17 protein-coding genes are annotated in these 17414 nt (G+C 73.5%); 6 read left to right on the top strand and 11 right to left on the bottom strand.

Features of this window, described 5'->3' with window-relative positions; all coding sequences use genetic code 11:
• Nucleotides 1–53 precede the first annotated feature (53 nt).
• Nucleotides 54–503, bottom strand: a complete 450-nt coding sequence (locus tag BLT97_RS01380) for a MerR family transcriptional regulator (RefSeq protein WP_093606776.1) — start codon at nt 501–503, stop codon at nt 54–56.
• A 28-nt stretch (nt 504–531) separates the two neighbouring features.
• Between BLT97_RS01380 and BLT97_RS01375 the strand changes: the two genes are divergently transcribed.
• Nucleotides 532–1356, top strand: a complete 825-nt coding sequence (locus tag BLT97_RS01375) for a methyltransferase domain-containing protein (protein ID WP_093606775.1) — start codon at nt 532–534, stop codon at nt 1354–1356.
• A 60-nt stretch (nt 1357–1416) separates the two neighbouring features.
• Here BLT97_RS01375 and BLT97_RS01370 read toward each other — a convergent pair whose 3' ends face one another.
• Entirely contained in the window at nt 1417–2121 is a 705-nt protein-coding gene (locus tag BLT97_RS01370) for an HAD family hydrolase (protein WP_093606774.1), read from the bottom strand.
• Between the two features lie 50 nt (nt 2122–2171).
• Nucleotides 2172–2687: an Lrp/AsnC family transcriptional regulator gene (locus BLT97_RS01365; protein WP_093606773.1), complete on the bottom strand. Its 516-nt coding sequence runs from the start codon at nt 2685–2687 to the stop codon at nt 2172–2174.
• A gap of 251 nt (nt 2688–2938) precedes the next feature.
• Here BLT97_RS01365 and BLT97_RS01360 point away from each other — a divergent pair, with 251 nt between their 5' ends.
• From BLT97_RS01360 to BLT97_RS01350, 3 genes are all read left to right on the top strand, one after another.
• Nucleotides 2939–4444, top strand: a complete 1506-nt coding sequence (locus tag BLT97_RS01360) for an FUSC family protein (protein ID WP_093606772.1) — start codon at nt 2939–2941, stop codon at nt 4442–4444.
• A 183-nt stretch (nt 4445–4627) separates the two neighbouring features.
• Entirely contained in the window at nt 4628–6061 is a 1434-nt protein-coding gene (locus tag BLT97_RS01355; protein WP_107406981.1) for a nitric oxide synthase oxygenase, read from the top strand.
• Between the two features lie 67 nt (nt 6062–6128).
• Nucleotides 6129–7175 (top strand): lactonase family protein, encoded by a 1047-nt coding sequence (locus BLT97_RS01350; RefSeq protein WP_093606771.1) that lies wholly within the window; start codon nt 6129–6131, stop codon nt 7173–7175.
• Between the two features lie 70 nt (nt 7176–7245).
• Here the strand turns inward: BLT97_RS01350 and BLT97_RS01345 are convergent, their stop codons facing one another.
• The 5 genes from BLT97_RS01345 to mmuM all read right to left on the bottom strand — a co-directional run bounded on the left by BLT97_RS01345 (nt 7246) and on the right by mmuM (nt 12392).
• Complete coding sequence (locus BLT97_RS01345; protein WP_093606770.1) at nt 7246–8172, bottom strand: sirohydrochlorin chelatase; 927 nt, start codon at nt 8170–8172, stop codon at nt 7246–7248.
• Nucleotides 8173–8314: 142 nt separating this feature from the next.
• Nucleotides 8315–9334, bottom strand: coding sequence for an N-acetylglucosamine kinase (locus tag BLT97_RS01340; RefSeq protein ID WP_093607685.1), 1020 nt, complete (start codon nt 9332–9334; stop codon nt 8315–8317).
• A gap of 11 nt (nt 9335–9345) precedes the next feature.
• The gene (locus tag BLT97_RS01335) at nt 9346–10023 is read right to left on the bottom strand and encodes a uracil-DNA glycosylase (RefSeq protein ID WP_093606769.1); all 678 of its coding nucleotides are present in this window, start codon (nt 10021–10023) and stop codon (nt 9346–9348) included.
• A 105-nt stretch (nt 10024–10128) separates the two neighbouring features.
• A complete protein-coding gene (locus BLT97_RS01330) occupies nt 10129–11295 on the bottom strand; it encodes a WD40/YVTN/BNR-like repeat-containing protein (protein WP_425442626.1) in 1167 nt (388 codons plus the stop codon).
• Nucleotides 11296–11480: 185 nt separating this feature from the next.
• Nucleotides 11481–12392, bottom strand: a complete 912-nt coding sequence (gene mmuM / locus BLT97_RS01325; protein WP_093606767.1) for a homocysteine S-methyltransferase — start codon at nt 12390–12392, stop codon at nt 11481–11483.
• A gap of 50 nt (nt 12393–12442) precedes the next feature.
• On the opposite strand from mmuM, the gene aroQ reads away from it, so the two are divergent.
• Together aroQ and BLT97_RS01315 are read left to right on the top strand one after the other, a co-directional pair.
• Nucleotides 12443–12901, top strand: coding sequence for a type II 3-dehydroquinate dehydratase (gene aroQ / locus BLT97_RS01320; RefSeq protein ID WP_093606766.1), 459 nt, complete (start codon nt 12443–12445; stop codon nt 12899–12901).
• 81 nt (nt 12902–12982) lie between these two features.
• A complete protein-coding gene (locus BLT97_RS01315) occupies nt 12983–14038 on the top strand; it encodes a hypothetical protein (protein ID WP_093606765.1) in 1056 nt (351 codons plus the stop codon).
• A 145-nt stretch (nt 14039–14183) separates the two neighbouring features.
• On the opposite strand, the gene BLT97_RS01310 is transcribed toward BLT97_RS01315, so the two are convergent.
• The 3 genes from BLT97_RS01310 to BLT97_RS01300 all read right to left on the bottom strand — a co-directional run bounded on the left by BLT97_RS01310 (nt 14184) and on the right by BLT97_RS01300 (nt 17295).
• Nucleotides 14184–14603, bottom strand: coding sequence for a nuclear transport factor 2 family protein (locus BLT97_RS01310; protein WP_176953592.1), 420 nt, complete (start codon nt 14601–14603; stop codon nt 14184–14186).
• A 221-nt stretch (nt 14604–14824) separates the two neighbouring features.
• The gene (locus tag BLT97_RS01305) at nt 14825–16045 is read right to left on the bottom strand and encodes an MFS transporter (RefSeq protein ID WP_176953591.1); all 1221 of its coding nucleotides are present in this window, start codon (nt 16043–16045) and stop codon (nt 14825–14827) included.
• Between the two features lie 170 nt (nt 16046–16215).
• Nucleotides 16216–17295: an NADH:flavin oxidoreductase/NADH oxidase gene (locus tag BLT97_RS01300; protein WP_093606763.1), complete on the bottom strand. Its 1080-nt coding sequence runs from the start codon at nt 17293–17295 to the stop codon at nt 16216–16218.
• Nucleotides 17296–17414 lie beyond the last annotated feature (119 nt).

The raw sequence follows: 17414 nt of genomic DNA, 5'->3' as shown, positions 1-17414 counted from the left end.
CCTGCTCAGCCCCGGCCCCTAGCACGCGTGTGCTGGGGGCCTCGGAGTGCGCGTCACGCAACCGGACCGTCCCTGCCGGGTGCGGGGCGCGCTCCGTTCGCGGCCCGGTCGGACACGATGGCCTGAAACGTGGTGCAGGTGAGCAGATCCTCGTGCGGGCAGTTCAATCCGCACTCCACGAGCGCGAGTTGGGCCTGGAGCCGGGCGATCTCCGCCGTCAGGGCCGCCCGCCGCTCTCGGAGCAGCGTGCGCCGGGCCGGGCCCGCGGGCGCCGAGGTGAGCGTGTGGATCTCGGCGAGCGAGAGGCCCGCGTCCTTGGCGCACAGGATCGCGCCGATCCGCAAGCGGTCCGCATGCCCGTACACCCGGCGTCCCGCGGTGTCCCGGTGCGGGTGGAGCAGGCCGACGCTCTCCCAGTGGCGCAGCACGTGCGTGGCGAGCCCGTAGTGGGCGGCGAGTTCACCGATCCCGTAGGCCTCGTCGTGGTCCGGGGTTGACTTCATGTCGACATGAAGTCGGAGTCTGAGCCGTATGTCCACTCACACCACGGAGTCCGGCCACACCGCAGAGCCCGGGCACACCGAAGAGTCCGGCCACACCGCAGACCCCGAACGGGACCCGGTCCCGCAGCTCGTCGCCCTGCTCGACGCGCACGACGCACTGCCCGCGGCACGCCGGCTGCGCGCCCGTACGTACGAACTCCTCGACGCCGGGCCTGGCCGCCGCATCGTCGATGCGGGGTGCGGCGCCGGACGGGCGGTGGGCGAACTGGGGGAGCGGGGCGCCCGGGCCGTCGGCGTCGACATAGATCCGGACATGCTGCGGATCGCGCGCGAGCGCCACCCGCAGGCCGAGTTCCGGGCGGCCGACCTCGCCGAACTCCCCTTCGGGGACGCCACGTCGGACGGCTACCGCGCGGACAAGGTCCTGCACACCCTGCCCGACCCGTCCCGCGCACTCGCCGAGGCCCGGCGCGTCCTGGTGCCCGGAGGGCGGGCGGTGCTCGTCGGACAGGACTGGGACACCTTCGTCGTCGACGCGGCCGACCCCGCGCTCACCCGCACGATCGTGCAGGCCCGCGCCGACCTGGTCACCAACCCGCGCGCCGCACGCGCCCACCGGGCCCTGCTGCTCGATGCGGGCTTCACGGACGTGACCGTGGAGGTGCACACCTCCGTGTTCACCGACCACGGCGCGCTCGCGCTGCTTGGCGGATTCGCCGCGGCCGCCGCGCGCACCGGCGCGATCACCGCCGAGGAGTCCGCGGCCTGGATGGAGGACCAGCGGCAACGGGCCGCCGCCGACCGCCTGTTCGCCGCCGTCCCGATGTTCCTGGCCGCCGGCATCCGCCCGTGACGGCGCCGCGCAGGAGCGGTCAGTCGGCGGACGACCCCGTGACGGTGCACCTTGGAAGCGTCAGGCGGCGGAGGACCTCAGCCAGTCGTACGCGGCCTGCGCCGTGAACTCCCGCTGACCGCCGCGGAACAGCAGCCCCGCCGTCGCGAACTCCGCGTCGTCCGCCGCCGAGGCCACGTACGGAATCGCGATGCACCGCATCCCGGCCTTGTGCGCCGCCACGCAGCCCGGAGCGGCGTCCTCCATGACCACGCAGTCCGCCGGCTCCACGCCGAGCCGGCGGGCCGCCTCCAGGAAGACGTCCGGCTCCGGCTTGCCGTGCGGCACCTCGTCGGCCGAGACGGCCTCGGTCAGATACGCGTCCAGGCCGGTGCCCTCGAGGATCGCGTGGATCGCGGCGAGCGAGGAACCGGACGCCACGATCATCGGCACCCCGTCCGCGTGCAGCCGCTGCACGAACGCGACCATCTCCGGGTACGCGTGCGTGGAGCGGCGCGCGAGCCGCAGATACGCCGCGTTCTTCTCGTCGAGCAGCTGGTCGAGCGGATCCGTGATGCCGTACTTGTCCTGCCAGATCTGCAGGGTCTCGGCCGTCGACACCCCGATGTACCGCTCGTGCTCCGCCCAGGTCAGCGTCACCCCGTAGCGGGCGAGCAGCTCGCGGCCGGCCTCGAAGTAGTTGGGTTCGCTGTCGACGAGGGTGCCGTCGAGGTCGAAGACGACCGCCGTACGGCCGAGGGGGCGCGTGCTGTGCGAGGTGCTCATGACCCCAGCATGCCAAGCCGGGGATCAAGGCCGCCTTCCGGAGGTCCGGATCAGGACGTACGGCGGGCGGCTCCGGTCCCTTCGGCCCGCGGGCCGGCTGCCGTGCGGCCCACCGACTCCACCAGCGGCAGCACGCGATACGGCACCCGCTCGCGCAGCGCCACCTCCGTGCGCGTCCGCACCACGCCGGGCAGCCGGATCAGGAGCTGGATGACGTCCTCCAGGTGCGCATTGTCCCGCGCCGCCACCCGGGTCAGGAGGTCGCCGCCGCCCGTGATCGAGAACGCCTCGATGATCTCCGGCACCTGCGCGAGCGCGTCCCCCACATCGTCGAGATGCCCCTGGGTGACCTCGACGTGCACGAAGGCGAGCACGGGGTGGCCCAGCGCGGCGGGCGACAGCGTGGGGCCCGACCCGGTGATCACCCCGTCCCGTTCGAGGCGGTCGAGCCGTGCCTGCAGCGTGCCGCGCGCGACCCCCAGGATCCGCGCGTACTCGCGCACGCTCGTCCGCGGCTGCTCGATGAGGAGACGCAGGATCCGCGCGTCCAGGGCATCGACGGCCATTGGCCCTCCATTGGCTGTACGAAACGGGCTCTGACTGTACCAATGGCACAGGCCTTCCGGCCTGAGTTGAGCCACTGGGGACGTAAATGCTTTCCTTATGCAGTCGATGGCGCTGCGGGAGATTCCGCGGCGCCTTTTCCATGTCCGTCCACTGCCAGGTCTGCCGAAGACCGGCGCGGGCGGACCGCACAGCGAGGGTGCGCGCGGGGAACGCGCGCGCCAGGCGGGGGTGAGTGAGCACGGTGAAGAGGATGTTCGTGGCACCGGATCCGGGGCTGCTGCGTCTGCGGGTCTCCCTGCGCGCGGTGCTCGGTGTCGGCCTGGCCGTGACGGCCGCCGAACTCGCCGGGTTCTCGCTGACCGCCTCCATCACCGGCGGGCTCGCCGCCCTGCTCGCCCTCTTCACCGTCGCCGACCCCACGGTCCGCCGTCAGGCGGTGACCACTGCGCTGCTCCCGGCCGCCGGCTTCCCGGTGCTCGCGCTCGCCGCCTCGCTGCACGCGGTGCCGCTCGCGCGGGACGCAGCCTTCGTGGCCGTGGTGTTCGCCGGGGTGTACGCCCGGCGCTGGGGCGCGCGCGGGCATGCGCTCGGGATCTTCGCGTTCATGATGTTCTTCGTCACGCAGTTCCTGCACGCGCTGCCCGCCCAGCTCCCCGAGCTGTACGCCGCCGTGGCCCTGGCCCTGGCCGCCAGTTCCACCGTCCGCTTCGGACTGTGGTGCATCGAGCGCCGCACCCCGCCCGCCGCCCAGCCCGCACCGCTGGACGGACGCGGCCTGTCCCGGCCGAGCACCCGCCAGGCCTTCCAGGCCACCGCCGCCTGCGCCTTCGCCGTGGTCGTCGGCCAGCTGGTCTCCGGCGACCGCTGGTACTGGGCCGTGGGCACCGCCTGGTGGATCTTCGTCAACACGGCCTCGCGCGGCGAGACCCTGGTCCGCGGCTTCCGCCGGGTCCTCGGCACCGTCGTCGGCATCGCGGCCGGACTGCTCATCGCCGTACCGCTGCACGGCGCGCCCGCCCCGACCGCGGCGCTCGTGGCCGTCTGCGTCTTCGGCATCTTCTACACCGCGGCGCCTTCGTACAGCTGGATGATGTTCTTCGTCACCGTCATGGCGGGACTCCTGTACGGACTGCTCGGCGTGCTGCACCCGGGGCTGCTCGGCCTGCGCTTCCTCGAGACCGCCGTGGGTGCGCTGGGCGCCGCCCTCGCCGTGCTGGTCGTGCTGCCGATCACCACCCATCGCGCCACCGACGCCTGGATCAAGCGCGCCCTCGGCCGCGTGCATGTGTGCACCACGGAGGCCGCGCGCCGCCTGGCCGGCGACCCCGCCGCCGACCCCGCGCTGCTTCAGCAGGCGCTCGGCGACCTCGAAGTGCTGCTCGCCCGCGTACGGATGGCGCTCGCCCCGCTCGTCCACCCGCTCAGCCCGCAGCGCTCCCGCAAGCAGCGCGCCCGCCAGGTGCTCGCGCTGCTCGACGACTGCGCCCGCGAGATCCGGGGCCTGGCCGCGGTCGCCGCCGACCCGGTGGCCTCCCACGATGCCCGCCTCACGGCGGCCTGCGCCCGCGTCGAGACCGCGGTGGCCGCACTCGTCGGCACCGAGGCCACCATGGCGCACCACCCGGAACCGGAAGCCGCGCCCCACCACAGCGCCGCCGAACCGGCACTCGCGCACCTGCACGCGCTCGAGCGGGCGCTCGTCGCGCTCGCCGCGCCCCTGCGCACCGCACCGCGCTCCCCGCTCGCCGGCACCTGACGCCGCCCCGCACCCCGTCCCACCTGGCGGCATGTACAACCCGCCCTCGGGTGAGGCACATTCACGGGGCACATACAGGGTGGATCAGGCGCGGCCGGGGGTAAGCCCCGCGTCACACATGGGGGAAGCGCACGGGTCGTGCGGGAGCGGCCCGTGTCCCCCCAGGACGCGGGAGGACACATCATGCGGAACTTCCTGCGCCGCGACCAGGCCGTCCTCACCGGTCGCGGCAGCCTGCCCGACGGCGCCTCCGCCGCTCCCTCCGGCAGCGCGCCCGATGGGGCCTTCGCCGCTCCCTCCGGCAGCGCGCCCGACAGCGCCTCCATCGCTCCCTCCGGCAGCGCGGAGGCCTTCGTTCTCTCCTCCGGCGGCGCGGAGAGCGGTACGCCGGCCGGCTTCCCCGGTGACCTGCCGCGCCACGACGGCCGGTCCGCGAACCCGAGCGGGACCGAGACGCGAGGCCACCCCGGGCACACCACCGACGGCGAGCTGTGGCGGCAGGCCGCCGAGTTCACCGCGCAGTTCCACCGCGAGGCGCTCGACGGTGCCGACCCCGCCCACAGGCTCGCCGCGATCCGCGCCGAACTCGACGCGACCGGCACCTACGTCCACACCGCGGACGAACTCGCCTTCGGAGCCCGGGTCGCCTGGCGCAACGCCAACCGCTGCATCGGCCGCCTGTACTGGCGCTCCCTGCGCCTGCGTGACCGGCGCCACGTGCGGACCGCCGCGGGCATCGCGGCCGAGTGCGTGGCGCATCTGCACGAGGCGGGCAACGGCGGCCGGATCCGCCCGCTGATCACCGTCTTCGCCCCGGACGCCCCCGGCACGCCGGCGCCGCGCATCTGGAACGAACAGCTCATCCGGTACGCGGGCTACACCGCCGAGGACGGCACGGTGACCGGCGACCCGCGCAACGCCGGCCTCACCGCACTCGCCCGCGGCCTCGGCTGGCCCGGCGGCCCCGGCACCCCCTTCGACGTACTGCCGCTCGTCGTCCAGGAACCCGGCCACTGCCCGCAGTGGTACGCGCTGCCGCCCGAGGCCGTGCTCGAAGTGCCCATCGAGCACCCGGAGTTCGGCTGGTTCGAGCTGCTCGGACTGCGCTGGCACGCCGTGCCCGCACTGGCGAACCTCTGCCTGGAGATCGGCGGCATCTGCTACCCGAGCGCGCCCTTCAACGGCTGGTACATGGGGACCGAGATCGGCGCCCGCAACTTCGCCGACACCGACCGCTACGACCTGCTCCCGGTGATCGCGTCCCGGCTCGGCCTCGACCTGCGCGACGAACGCTCCCTGTGGCGCGACCGCGCCCTGGTCGAACTCAACCGCGCCGTCCTGCACTCCTTCGACCGCGCCGGCGTCACCGTCACCGACCACCACACCGAATCGCGCCGCTTCCTCACCCACATCGGGCGCGAGGAGCGCAGCGGCCGTCCCGTCGGCGCCGACTGGTCGTGGATCGTGCCGCCGATCTCCGGCTCCGCGACCCCCGTGTTCCACCGGACCTACGACGCGACGCAGCGGCATCCCGCGTACGTGCACCACCCCGAGGCCCGGGCCCGGGCCTCCGGGAACGGCCTGTTCTCCGCGCCCGACGGCTGCCCTGTGGTCTAGACCGGCTGCTAGGGTCGCCGCAACTCATGTACCCGCAGCGGTACTCAGGGCGGACGGAAGGCGGCACATGGCGGGCGGACGGGCGTACATCGGTTCCTTCACCTCGGCGGGCGGGCAGGGGGTCACGGTGGCGGAGGTCGATCCCGCCACCGGCGCCCTCACCGTGGTCGCGACCACGGACGCGCTCGCCGACCCCTCGTATCTCGCCCTGGCGGACGGCCTGTTGTACGCGGTGTCGGAGGCGGACGCGGGATCGGTCGGCGTCTTCGAGCTGACGGACGGCACGCCGCGCCTGACCGGCGCACCCCGTTCCGTCGGGGGCTCGGGCCCCACGCACCTCACCGTGGCGGGCGGCCATGTGATCACCGCGAACTACGGCTCGGGGAGCGTGTCCGCGCTCCCGCTGGACGGCGGCGCCGTGCGCGTCGTGCAGCACGAGGGCTCGGGGCCGAACGAGGCGCGGCAGGCGGGTCCGCACGCCCACCAGGTCGCGGTCGACCCGAGCGGCCGCTGGCTCCTCAGCGTGGACCTCGGCACCGACTCGGTGCGGATCCGGCCGCTCGGTTCGCTCGGCTTGCAGGGTTCGGTGGGCTCGCACGGTTCGCTCGCCGAGGATGAGGCGGCTGCGCAGCAGGAGGTGGCGTTGCGGCCCGGTAGCGGACCGCGGCACCTGGCCTTCCACCCGTCGGGCTCTCACGCGTACGTCCTGAACGAGCTGGACCCGACGCTGACCGTCTGCGCCTGGGACGCCGGGCCGGGCACGCTCACGCCGCTCCGGGAGATCCCGGTCCTCCTGGACGAGCCCAAGGGGGACGCGTACCCCTCCGCGATCACCGTCGCGCCCGACGGCCGTCACCTGTGGACGGCCACGCGCGGCGAGGACGCCATCTCCGTCTTCGCGCTGGGCCCGGAGGGACCGGTGCTCACCGCGGTGGCCGGCTGCGGCGGGCACTGGCCGCGCGACCTGGCGGTCCACCCCTCGGGACGCTTCCTGTACGCGGCCAACGAGCGGTCGGGGGACGTGTCGTGGTTCACCGTGGACGAGGCGGGGGTGCCGCAGCCGGCCGGGTCGCTCGCCGCGCCTGCCGCCTCGTGCGTGGTGTTCGGGAGCTGAGAGTACTCCTGCACACGTGAGGGCCCGCCCGGACAGTCCGGGCGGGCCCTCACGTCGTGCCGGGCGTCGGTCAGCGGACCGGAGCGCCCGCCTGCTGCTGCGGCGGGGCGATGCCCAGCGCGTTCATGTAGTTCGACAGCGTCAGCTTGCCGATGGCCGGGTACGCGCCCAGCGGCTCGGCGGTGGCGCAGCCGGCCTCCTTCGCGGCGGCGTCGAGCAGGCCCTCGGCCGCCTCCGGGCCGATCACGTACGGCGCGAGCGCCAGCTGGGCCGAGCCCGAGCCGCGCAGCTGCTCGGCGATCGCGGCGACGGAGCCCGGCTCGTCGAGCGCGGCGGCGAGCACCGGCACGGCGAGCCGCGCGGCGAGCAGCATGCCCGTGATGCCCGCGGCCTGGACCGCCTCCTCGCCGCCCGTGGTGGCGAGGATGATGCCGTCGGCCGCCGTGGCCACCGTGAACAGCCTGGCCCTGTCGGCGCGGGACAGGCCGGCCTCGGACAGCCGTACGTGCAGGGCCTCGGCGAGCAGCGGGTGCGGGCCGAGCACATCGGTCAGCTCGGCGGGCGCGCTGCTGTCCACGACGGCCTGGCGGACCCGGCGCATCAGCGCGTTGTCCGGCCCCGCCAGCAGCGGGACGACCACGGCGACGGGACCCTGCGGCTCGCTCGCCTCGACACCGGCGGCAAGAGCCTGCTGGTAGCGGGCGGTGCGCTGCTCGGCGCACTGTGCGAGCACCGTCTGGAGGGTCGGGAACTCCGCGCCCTCACCGTCCACGTAGCCGATCCGGGCGTCGAGGCCCGGCAGCTCGGAGCGTGCGATCGAGATGACCTCTTCGGCCAGGGAGCGGGCGGCGGCGCTCGGCGTCCCGGGCACGGCGAGAACCAGTGCGGGTGCTCCCTCGGGAGCCACCGCGGGTTCCGGGCGGCGGTGCCGGCCGGGCTGGCGGGGTCGCGGCATTCGTACAGGCAGGCCGGATGCGGGCCCAGTGGGGGAGCTCATGGCGCCGCATGCTACTGGCTTGTGGGGGTCTTCTGTTCGGGGAGGGGGAGGCTGCGAGGCCTACGTCCGTATTTTTCCCTTGAGTGATAATTGTCGTCACTGTCAGGAACATTGAGGACCACTCGATACCGCCGAGTACGCCTCAATCCTTTGCATCCGGAACGTGCAACAGCCGCCCGTCGCACGGCAGGGCGAGGGCGTCGAGCGCCAGCGCGGTCGCGAGGACCACCGCACCCTCCAGCGGATTGCCCTCGGCCGGCACCGCGCGCGCACGCGGGAGTTGCACGGCCAGCTCCTCCTTCAGCGGGACGACGAGCGGGTCACCGATGCCGAACAGGCCGCCGGTCAGGGCCACTTCGCAGTCGGTCTCCGGTGGGCACACCGCTGCCGCCGTATCGGCGATGTGCACCGCGGCGGCCTGGAGGATGCCGGCCGCGACCGGGTCCTCCGCCGCGCAGCCGGCCACCTCGGGGACGAAGGAGGCGAGCACCGCGGGGCGGTCGGTCCGCGGGTAGAGCTTCGCGGGGAGTTCGCTGACGGGACCGTCGAAGAACGCCTCGGCGCGCGCTCGTAGCGCGGCCGACCCGCCGCGGCGGCCGTCGTGGTCGCGCAGCGCCGCGTCCAGCCCGGCGCGGCCGATCCACGCTCCGCCGCCGCAGTCCCCGAGCAGATGTCCCCACCCGTCGGCCCGGTGCCATGTCCGGCCCTCGGTGCCCAGCGCGATCATGCCGGTGCCCGCGGCGACCACGGCGCCGGGACGCTGGCCCAGCGCACCCGCGTACGCCGTCACGGCGTCGGCCGCCAGGGCCAGTCTGCGGACGCCGAACGCCTCGGCGAGCGCCTCCGGGAGTCGGGCGCGCAGATCGTCCCCGAGCGTGGCCATGCCGGCCGCACCGACCGCCACGGCCTTGACCGCGCCGCCGCCCGCCTCGTCCAGGAGCGCCTTGGCCATGGGCACCAGCTGCTCCATGAGGTGCCCCGCGTCGATCCCGTCCGGGCCGGTGCGGACGGGCTGCCGGGACACCGCGGTGTCGGCCCGGGACTCGGCGAGGTCCGTGCGGGAGTCGTCGGCGGTGCTCCGCGCCCCCGGTACGGGGGCGAGCGCGACCCGCAGCCCGGAGCCGCCGGAGTCCACGCCGAGCACCCAACGCGGCGTGCCCATGGGGGTGTCGGTCACGGGAGTCTCCAGTCCACCGGCTGCGCCCCTTGCCGGACGAGCAGTTCATTGACCTGGCTGAACGGCCGCGACCCGAAGAAGCCGCGGTCGGCCGACATGGGGGAGGGGTGCGCCGACTCCACGGCCGGCAACGAGCCGAGCAGTGGCCGCAGATTGCGGGCGTCCCGGCCCCACAGGACGGACACCAGCGGCCGGCCGCGCGCCGCGAGCGCGCGGATGGCCTGCTCGGTGACCTCCTCCCAGCCCTTGCCGCGGTGTGCGGCAGGCCGGCGGGGAGCGGTGGTCAGCGCCCTGTTGAGCAGCAGCACGCCCTGCCGCGTCCACGGCGTGAGGTCACCGTTGGACGGCTGGGGCAGCCCCAGGTCGGTGTTCAGCTCCCGGTAGATGTTGATCAGACTGCCGGGCAGCGGCCGCACCTCCGGCGCCACCGAGAACGACAGGCCGACGGCATGCCCCGGGGTCGGATACGGGTCCTGCCCGACGATGAGCACCTTCACCTCGTCGAAGGGCTGCTGGAAAGCCCGCAGCACATGCGCTCCGGCCGGCAGATAGGTGCGTCCTGCGGCGATCTCCGCGCGCAGGAAGTCGCCCATAGCGGCGATCCGTTCGGCCACGGGCTCAAGTGCCTTGGCCCAGCCGGGTTCGACGATTTCGTTCAATGGTCGTGCAGCCACGGGGTCACCTTAGTGGCGTAACGCACGAGCCGATCACCCGCGGTCGGAAGCGGAGCCGGGGGCGCGGGACCGGCCTTGCGCGCCGGTCCCGCCCACGCTCCCCGCTCAGCCGATCGCGGCGGCCCGTACACACAGCACATCCGGCAGCTGCGAGGCCACCATCTGCCACGAGTCGCCGTCGTCCGCGCTGGCGAACACCTCACCGTTGCGGTTGCCGAAGTACACCCCCGCGGGGTCCAAGTCGTCGGTGCACAGCGCGTCCCTGAGCACCGTCCCGTAGTGGTCGCCCTCGGGCAGGCCCGCCGTGAGCGGCTCCCACGAGGCGCCGGCGTCACGCGTGCGGTACACGCGACAGCGGCGGCCCGCGGGCACACGGTCCGCGTCGGCGTTGATCGGGAACACATACGCGGTGTCGCCGCGGTGCGGGTGCGCTGCCGCCGCGAAGCCGAAGTCCGACGGCAGGCCGGAGCCGATGTCGACCCACTTGGCGCCCGCGTCGTCACTGCGGAACACACCCCAGTGGTTCTGCAGATAGAGCCGGTCCGGGTCGGCCGCGTCCCGGGTCACCTTGTGCACGCACTGCCCGAACTCCGGGTTGGGGTCCGGCAGGAACACCGCGGACACACCGGAGTTGGACGGGGCCCAGGTCTGCCCGCCGTCCTGCGTACGGAACACCCCCGCCGTGGACACGGCCACGGTGATCGAGCCCGGGTCGCGGGCGTCGGTCAGGATCGTGTGCAGCCCCTCGCCGCCGCCGCCCGGCACCCACTTGGAGCGCGTCGGGTGCTCCCACAGAGGGCGTACGAGTTCGAAGGTCTCACCGCGGTCCTCGGATCGGTACAGCGCGGCCGGCTCCGTGCCCGCCCACACCACGTCCGGCTCGGCCGCCGACGGGTGCAACTGCCAGACCCGCTCCAGCGAAGCGCCCGTGTCCTGCGGGAACTTGACGGCCGGCTTGGCCGGCTCGGTCCAGGAGGCGCCGAGGTCGTCGGAGTGGAACACACTCGGGCCCCAGTGGGCGCTGTCCCCGCCGACCAGCAGCCGCGGGGTGTCACGCCGGGTGTCGATCGCGATCGAGTAGATCGCCTGCGCATTGAAGTGCGGCCCGCCGAACTCCCAGGCGCCGCCTCGGCGGCGGCCGATGAAGAGTCCCTTGCGGGTGCCCACGGTCAGAAGTACCTCGGCCATCGCTGGCCACCTCCGTCGGAGTCGGTCGACCTCGTTGTCGTTCCTTCGTGGACCACGAAGTGCGCTCAGTCTGCACCCGGGCACTGACAACAGCGCCCGAACCGCCGCGGACCAGGCGTTTCACAGCATCACGGGTGCATCCGCCCGCCGGTGCCTGCGCGCCGGGGGCATCCGTCCCGGGTTCACGTGCCAGCGGGCGGGTGCGGGCAAGCCTCCCGTGCGGGTGCGGGCAAGCCTGCCGTGCCCGCCGTACGGGAATCCGGTTTCCGTCATGCCCGCACCTGCGCGGCCAGTGTGGCGATACCCTCCGGCCCGACGCGGCAGCACCCGCCGACCAGCCGCGCCCCGTCCCGCACCCAGCGGGCCGCGCGTCCCTCGGCCGTGAACGTCGCGGGACCGCACCACGCGCGCCGCTCGGCGTCCCAGCGCTCGCCGCTGTTGGGGTACACCACGACGGGTCTGCCCGTGATCCGCGCGGCCCGCGGCACCGCCGCGTCGGCGTCCTGCGGCGCACAGCAGTTCACTCCCACCGCGACGACCTCCTCGGCTTCCGCGGCCACGGCGAAGGCCTCATCGAGCGGCTGCCCCGCCCGCGTCCGCCCGCAGGCCACGCTGAACGACAGCCATGCGGGCACCCCGAGCCCGCGCACGGCCCGCACCAGCGCCCGCGCCTCCAGGACGTCCGGCACGGTCTCCAGGGCGAGCACGTCCGGACCGGCCGCGGCAAGGACCTCCAGGCGCGGCCGGTGGAACCGCTCCAGTTCGTCCACGCTCAGGCCGTACCGGCCGCGGTACTCGGAGCCGTCCGCGAGCATCGCTCCGTACGGCCCTGCCGACGCGGCCACCCATAACGGACGCGTCACCCCCTCCGCCTGTGCCTGCCGTGCCGCCTCGCGCGCCAACTGCACGCTCAGCGCGAGCAGTTCGCTCGTTCGGCCCGCGTCGATGCCGCGCCCGGCGAAGCCCTCGTACGTCGCCTGGTACGAGGCGGTGGTCGCCACGTCGGCGCCCGCCCGGAAGTACGCCAGATGCGCGGCGCGCACCGCGTCCGGCCGGTCCGCGAGCAGCCGCGCCGACCACAGGGCGTCGCCCAGATCGTGCCCGCCGGCCTCCAACTGGTTCGACAGGCCGCCGTCGAGCACCACGGGCCCCGCGGCGAGCGCCTCCGTGAAGCTGACCATGCCCCGACGCTAACCCGCGGCCCCGCGGGCGGCAGCCTTAGGCTGTGACCATGGCTTCCGTACTGGTCCTCAACGGCCCCAATCTCAATCTCCTCGGCACGCGCGAGCCCGGCGTCTACGGGGTGCAGACGCTCAAGGACGTGGAGGCGCTCTGCCAGGAGACGGCCGCCGCGCTCGGGCACACGGCCGACTGCCGGCAGTCCAACCACGAGGGGCAGCTGATCGACTGGATCCATGAGGCGGGGGAGCGGCAGAGGTCCGGCGAGCTGATCGGCGCGGTGTTCAACGCGGGCGCCTACACGCACACCTCGGTCGCCCTGCACGACGCGATCAAGGGGACCGGGCTCAAGGTCATCGAGGTGCACATCTCCAACGTCCACGCCCGCGAGTCCTTCCGCCACCACTCGTACCTGTCGCCGGCCGCGGCGGGCATCGTGGTCGGGTTCGGCACGGACGGCTACCGGCTCGCCATCGAAGGACTGCACCGGCTGCACACCGCGGCCGCGTAACCACCGAGTACTCCGGAACCACCGGACCGCGCCGGCGCGTTGTCCATGCAGCGGCACCAACCACAGCAGGGGGAGGACGCCATGGCGCATGGCGAGGTACGGATCGACGGTGACCGGCTGCGGCTGCCCGGCGGGGTGAGCGTGCAGTTCATGCGGACGCTGCGGCTGCCCGAGACGGGCACGCACGCCCTGCCGCCGGGGCTGGGCGTCTTTCCGCTGCGACGCGTGGAGGACTTCCCGGACACCGCGCCGCAGGAGTGGCTGGAGCGCGGCGGAGTGCTGCTGCCCGTGTATCTGCGCGAGGCCATGTGGCTGAGTTTCGGCGGGAGTTCGGAGCCCGCGGCGCTTCAGGTGGGCGTCGGCAAGGTGTGTGCGGTCTCCGGGAAGCCGTGGCGCGACAAGCTGAAGCGCCATCCGCAGAACTATGTGGTGCTGCCCCGCCAACCTTGGCTGGACGGGATCAACTCGGGCAAGGGCACGGTCCGGCAGTTCGTCGCCGTACCCCTCGGGCTCGGCGCCACCGTCGAGGGCCAGGTCACCGGCGAGGAGCACTGGGGCGGCGTACAGCTCCAGTCGTTCACGCTGAACGAGCGGGCGCTGGAGCGGTGGCGCGAGGAGCAGCGCCGCCTGGCGGCCGAGCGCTCGGCGCGCATGCGGTCCGCGGGTTACGGAGGAGCCGTGCCGCAGGCTGCCGGGGCACCGCCGATGCCGTTCGCCGCCGCGGCGCCGGCCGGCGGGGCGCCCGTCCCCGCCGCCGCGCCCGCGATGGGCCTGGGCGTGGGCGGTTCGATGCGCCAGGAGGTCTACAAGGACGACCGCCCCGACTCCGACTGGTCGCCGACCCCGGCGGCCCGCGTCTTCGTCCACCTGGTGACTCCGCCCCAGTGGCGCCGTATCACCGGCGAGGCCCCGCCGCCGTCCCCCGTCGACCGGGCCGCGTACAACAGGGCCGGGCTGCCCTGGTTCGACTACTACGACGAGGACGGCAAGGACCTCGCGCCCACCGACACCCTCGAAGGAGTCAAGCCGGTGGGGGAGTGGCTCGGCGACGACCACGAGCCCTGGGAGCCGACGAAGCCGGGCCAGGTCCATCCGCTGGGCGACCCGGGCAAACCCGTGTCCGACGGCGACTGGTGAGACAGCACCCGTCTCACCACCCCGATCACCGCCCCAAGCGCCATGGGACCGGCGCCTGAACCACCGCCGATACGGCCGGAGGTGTGCGAGTCCACCCGCACACCTCCACCGGCCCTCGAGGGGGAGCCCTTCCACCCGGTCGCTCTCACACGCTGTCGTCCACTTCCCCGACGCGCGTGGCGAGCACCTGCCATCCCGTGGCGTCGTCGTGCACCCAGGTCCGCGTGCACAGGACCCGCGCCTCGAACGGCTTGCCGTCACAGGTGCCTTGGGCCGCGAGGACGGTCCGCGTGACCCCTGTCGCGCCGACCACCGTCGCGACCGTCTCCTCCGGCTCGATCCGGTCGACGACGAGGGTGCCCTCGCCCAGCGCCGCCGCCTCGTGGTCCCCGGCGTGGCAGCGCCCGTCGGGACGCACCGACACCAGCTGCGGGTGGAGCAGACCGCGTAACGCCGCCAGATCGCCGTCCCGTACGGCATGTCTCAACTGGCGCTCGGCCGCGAGGAGATCCGCGGCGGGGAACTCGTCCCCGCGCTGCTTCGGTACGCATCCGATCTGTTCCACAGCCCACCTCTTGTGTCGGGTGGCGCACTGTATCCGGCGCGCCACCCCAGGCCGAAGTCGCCCACGGGGGCGCGCAGATGCACGGGGGCGCCTCATGCCTCGGATGCGTCATTGTGGCTGATCAGACCGCCCGCCGCAGCCGGATCGGGGTCGCTTCCCCTGGGAGTGGACTCGAACCCGGCCGCACGGGTGAGGCGCCGCCGGTTCCGGGTGCCGTGTGGTCAGCGAGGCCCGGCGGGACGTGCTGCCACGGCGACGGGGCGTGCTGCCACGGCCAGCACCATGAGCACCGCGGCGCAGCCGCCGAGCACCATGAGCGCGGACGGCGAGGTACGGTCCAGGACGAGTCCTCCCACGAGCGCGCCCATGGAGATCGTCGCCTGGAACGAGGCCGTGAAGAGGACGGATGCCGCTTCCGGGGCCTCCGGAGCCGCCTTCGCGAACCAGGTCTGCGACGCGACCGGTACGGCGCCGTACGCGACGCCCCACACGATCAGGAGCAGCAACGCGCCGGCCTTCCACCCGCCCAGCACAGGAAGCAGGAGGGTCACCGCGGCGATCAGGGCGGCCGCGAGTCCGAAGACGGCCCGCGGATGACGGGTCACCCAGGCCCCGCCCAGGAAGTTGCCGAGGATGCCGGCGGCACCGTAGAGCAGCAGGAACGTGGTGATGAGTCCGCTGCCGGCGTCGGTGACCAGTTCCAGGAACGGTGTCACGTAGGTGTAGGTGCCGAAGTGGGCCAGCACGACGAGGAACGTCAGCAGGAGGGCGAAGCGGGTGTGCGTGCTGCGGAGCATGCCGCCGAGCACGCTCAGCCGGGTGGCCTGTACGGGAGGAAGCGGCGGCACGAAGACGAGCAGCATGACCAGCACGCCCGCGGTCAGAACTCCCATGACGGTGAAGGCCGTTCGCCATCCGGCGAGGTCACCGATGAGGGTGCCCGCCGGGACACCGAGGACGGAGCCCAGCGGAACGGCGGAGAAGATCACGGCAGTTGCTCTGCCGACCGAGGCGGGCGGCACCAGCCGAGCCGCCAGCCCGGCCCCGATCGACCAGAAGCCGCCGATCGTGATCCCGACCAGGATCCGGGAAACCAGGACGAGCCAGTAGGCGGGTGCCGCGGCGGCGAGGAAGTTCGCCAGCGCCAGCAGGAACATGAAGACGCAGAGCATCACCCGGCGGTCGAAACGTGCCGTGGCCACGGTGACGAGGGGAGCGGCGACCGCGGCCAGGAAGCCCGGCATGGTCATCGTCAGCCCGGCCATCCCGTCCGAGACGGTGAAGGCGGAGCCGATCGAGGTGAGCAGTCCGATCGGCAGGATCTCGGTGGTGACGATGACGAAGATGCCCAGCATGACCGAGACCACGGCCGCCCACCCCCTCAGCGGGGACCGAGGAGGTGGGCGGTGGTCGTCGACCGGCGTGGCCGTGGTTGCCTGCATGGCGTCCCGTCCTGTGGAGGCGGCGGATGTCGCGATCAGTCCAGCAACTCCCGGTGAGAGGTGGCTGGCGGATTCGCGACCGCACCCTTGGCTTCCACGGGTGACGTCGGATTCCCGCCGACGCCGGTGGCCGCCGTGGTGCGGCGCCGCGGCCCCGGCTGCGGCGAGGCTCAGACGGACCGGTGGTACTGGTCCGGCACGTGCACCTCGCCCCCCAGCTCGCGGGCCGCGAGGCGGGCGAAGGACGGGTTGCGCAGAAGTTCGCGGCCCAGGAGCACCGCGTCCGCCTCGCCGTTGGCGATGATCTTCTCGGCCTGCTCCGGCTCGGTGATCAGGCCCACCGCGGCGACGGGCAGCCCGGCCTCCTCCTTGACTCGGGTCGCGAACGGCACCTGGTACGAGGGGCCGACCGGGATGCTGACCTTGGGTGCGAGGCCGCCCGTGGACACGTCGAGGAGGTCGACGCCGTGCTCCTTGAGGACCGAGGCGAAGCGCACGGTGTCGTCCGCGGTCCAGCCGCCCTCCTCCAGCCAGTCGGTGGCGGAGATGCGGAAGAACAGCGGCTTGTCCTCGGGCCAGACCTCCCGTACGGCGTCCACGACTTCGAGGGCGAAGCGGGTGCGGTTCTCGTACGAGCCGCCGTACGCGTCGGTGCGCTTGTTGGCGTGCGGGGAGAGGAACTCGCCGATCAAGTACCCGTGTGCGCCGTGGATTTCGACCACCTCGAAGCCGGCGTCCAGGGCGCGCAGGGCCGCCGCGCGGAACTGGCCGACGATCTCCTCGATCTGCTCCACGGTCAGTTCGGCGGGCGTGCGGTCGTCCGCGGCGAACGGCACCGGGCTCGGCGCGAGCGGCTGCCAGCCGTGCTCGGACTCGTCCACCTGCTTGCCGCCCTTCCAGGGCTGCGCGGTCGAGGCCTTGCGGCCCGCGTGGGCGATCTGGATACCGGGCACGGTGTGCTGCGACTTGAGGAAGTCCGTGATCCGGCGCAGCGCCGCGACCTGCGTGTCGTTCCAGATGCCCAGGTCGTGCGGGCTGATCCGGCCCTCGGGGCTGACGGCGGTGGCCTCGACGAGGATGAGGCCGGTGCCGCCCGCGGCGCGGGCCGCATAGTGCGCGAAGTGCCAGTCGTGGGCGACGCCCGCGTTCGGGCCGAAGACCTCCGCCGAGTACTGGCACATCGGCGCCATCCACACGCGGTTGGGAATGGTCAGCGACCGCAGGGTGTAGGGCTCGAACAGTGCGCTCACGGCGGGCTCCTTCGGCAGTGGGGCGGAGATCGGGTGGTACGTACGGGACGGCCGGAGGCGGGTGCCGCCCGGCTGCTTCGTACGATACTCACCGTACTACGAGAGATGTCAAACTACGA

The organism is Streptomyces indicus, assembly GCF_900100315.1.
GTDB lineage: Bacteria > Actinomycetota > Actinomycetes > Streptomycetales > Streptomycetaceae > Streptomyces > Streptomyces indicus.
This window is presented reverse-complemented; position numbering and strand designations above follow the sequence as displayed.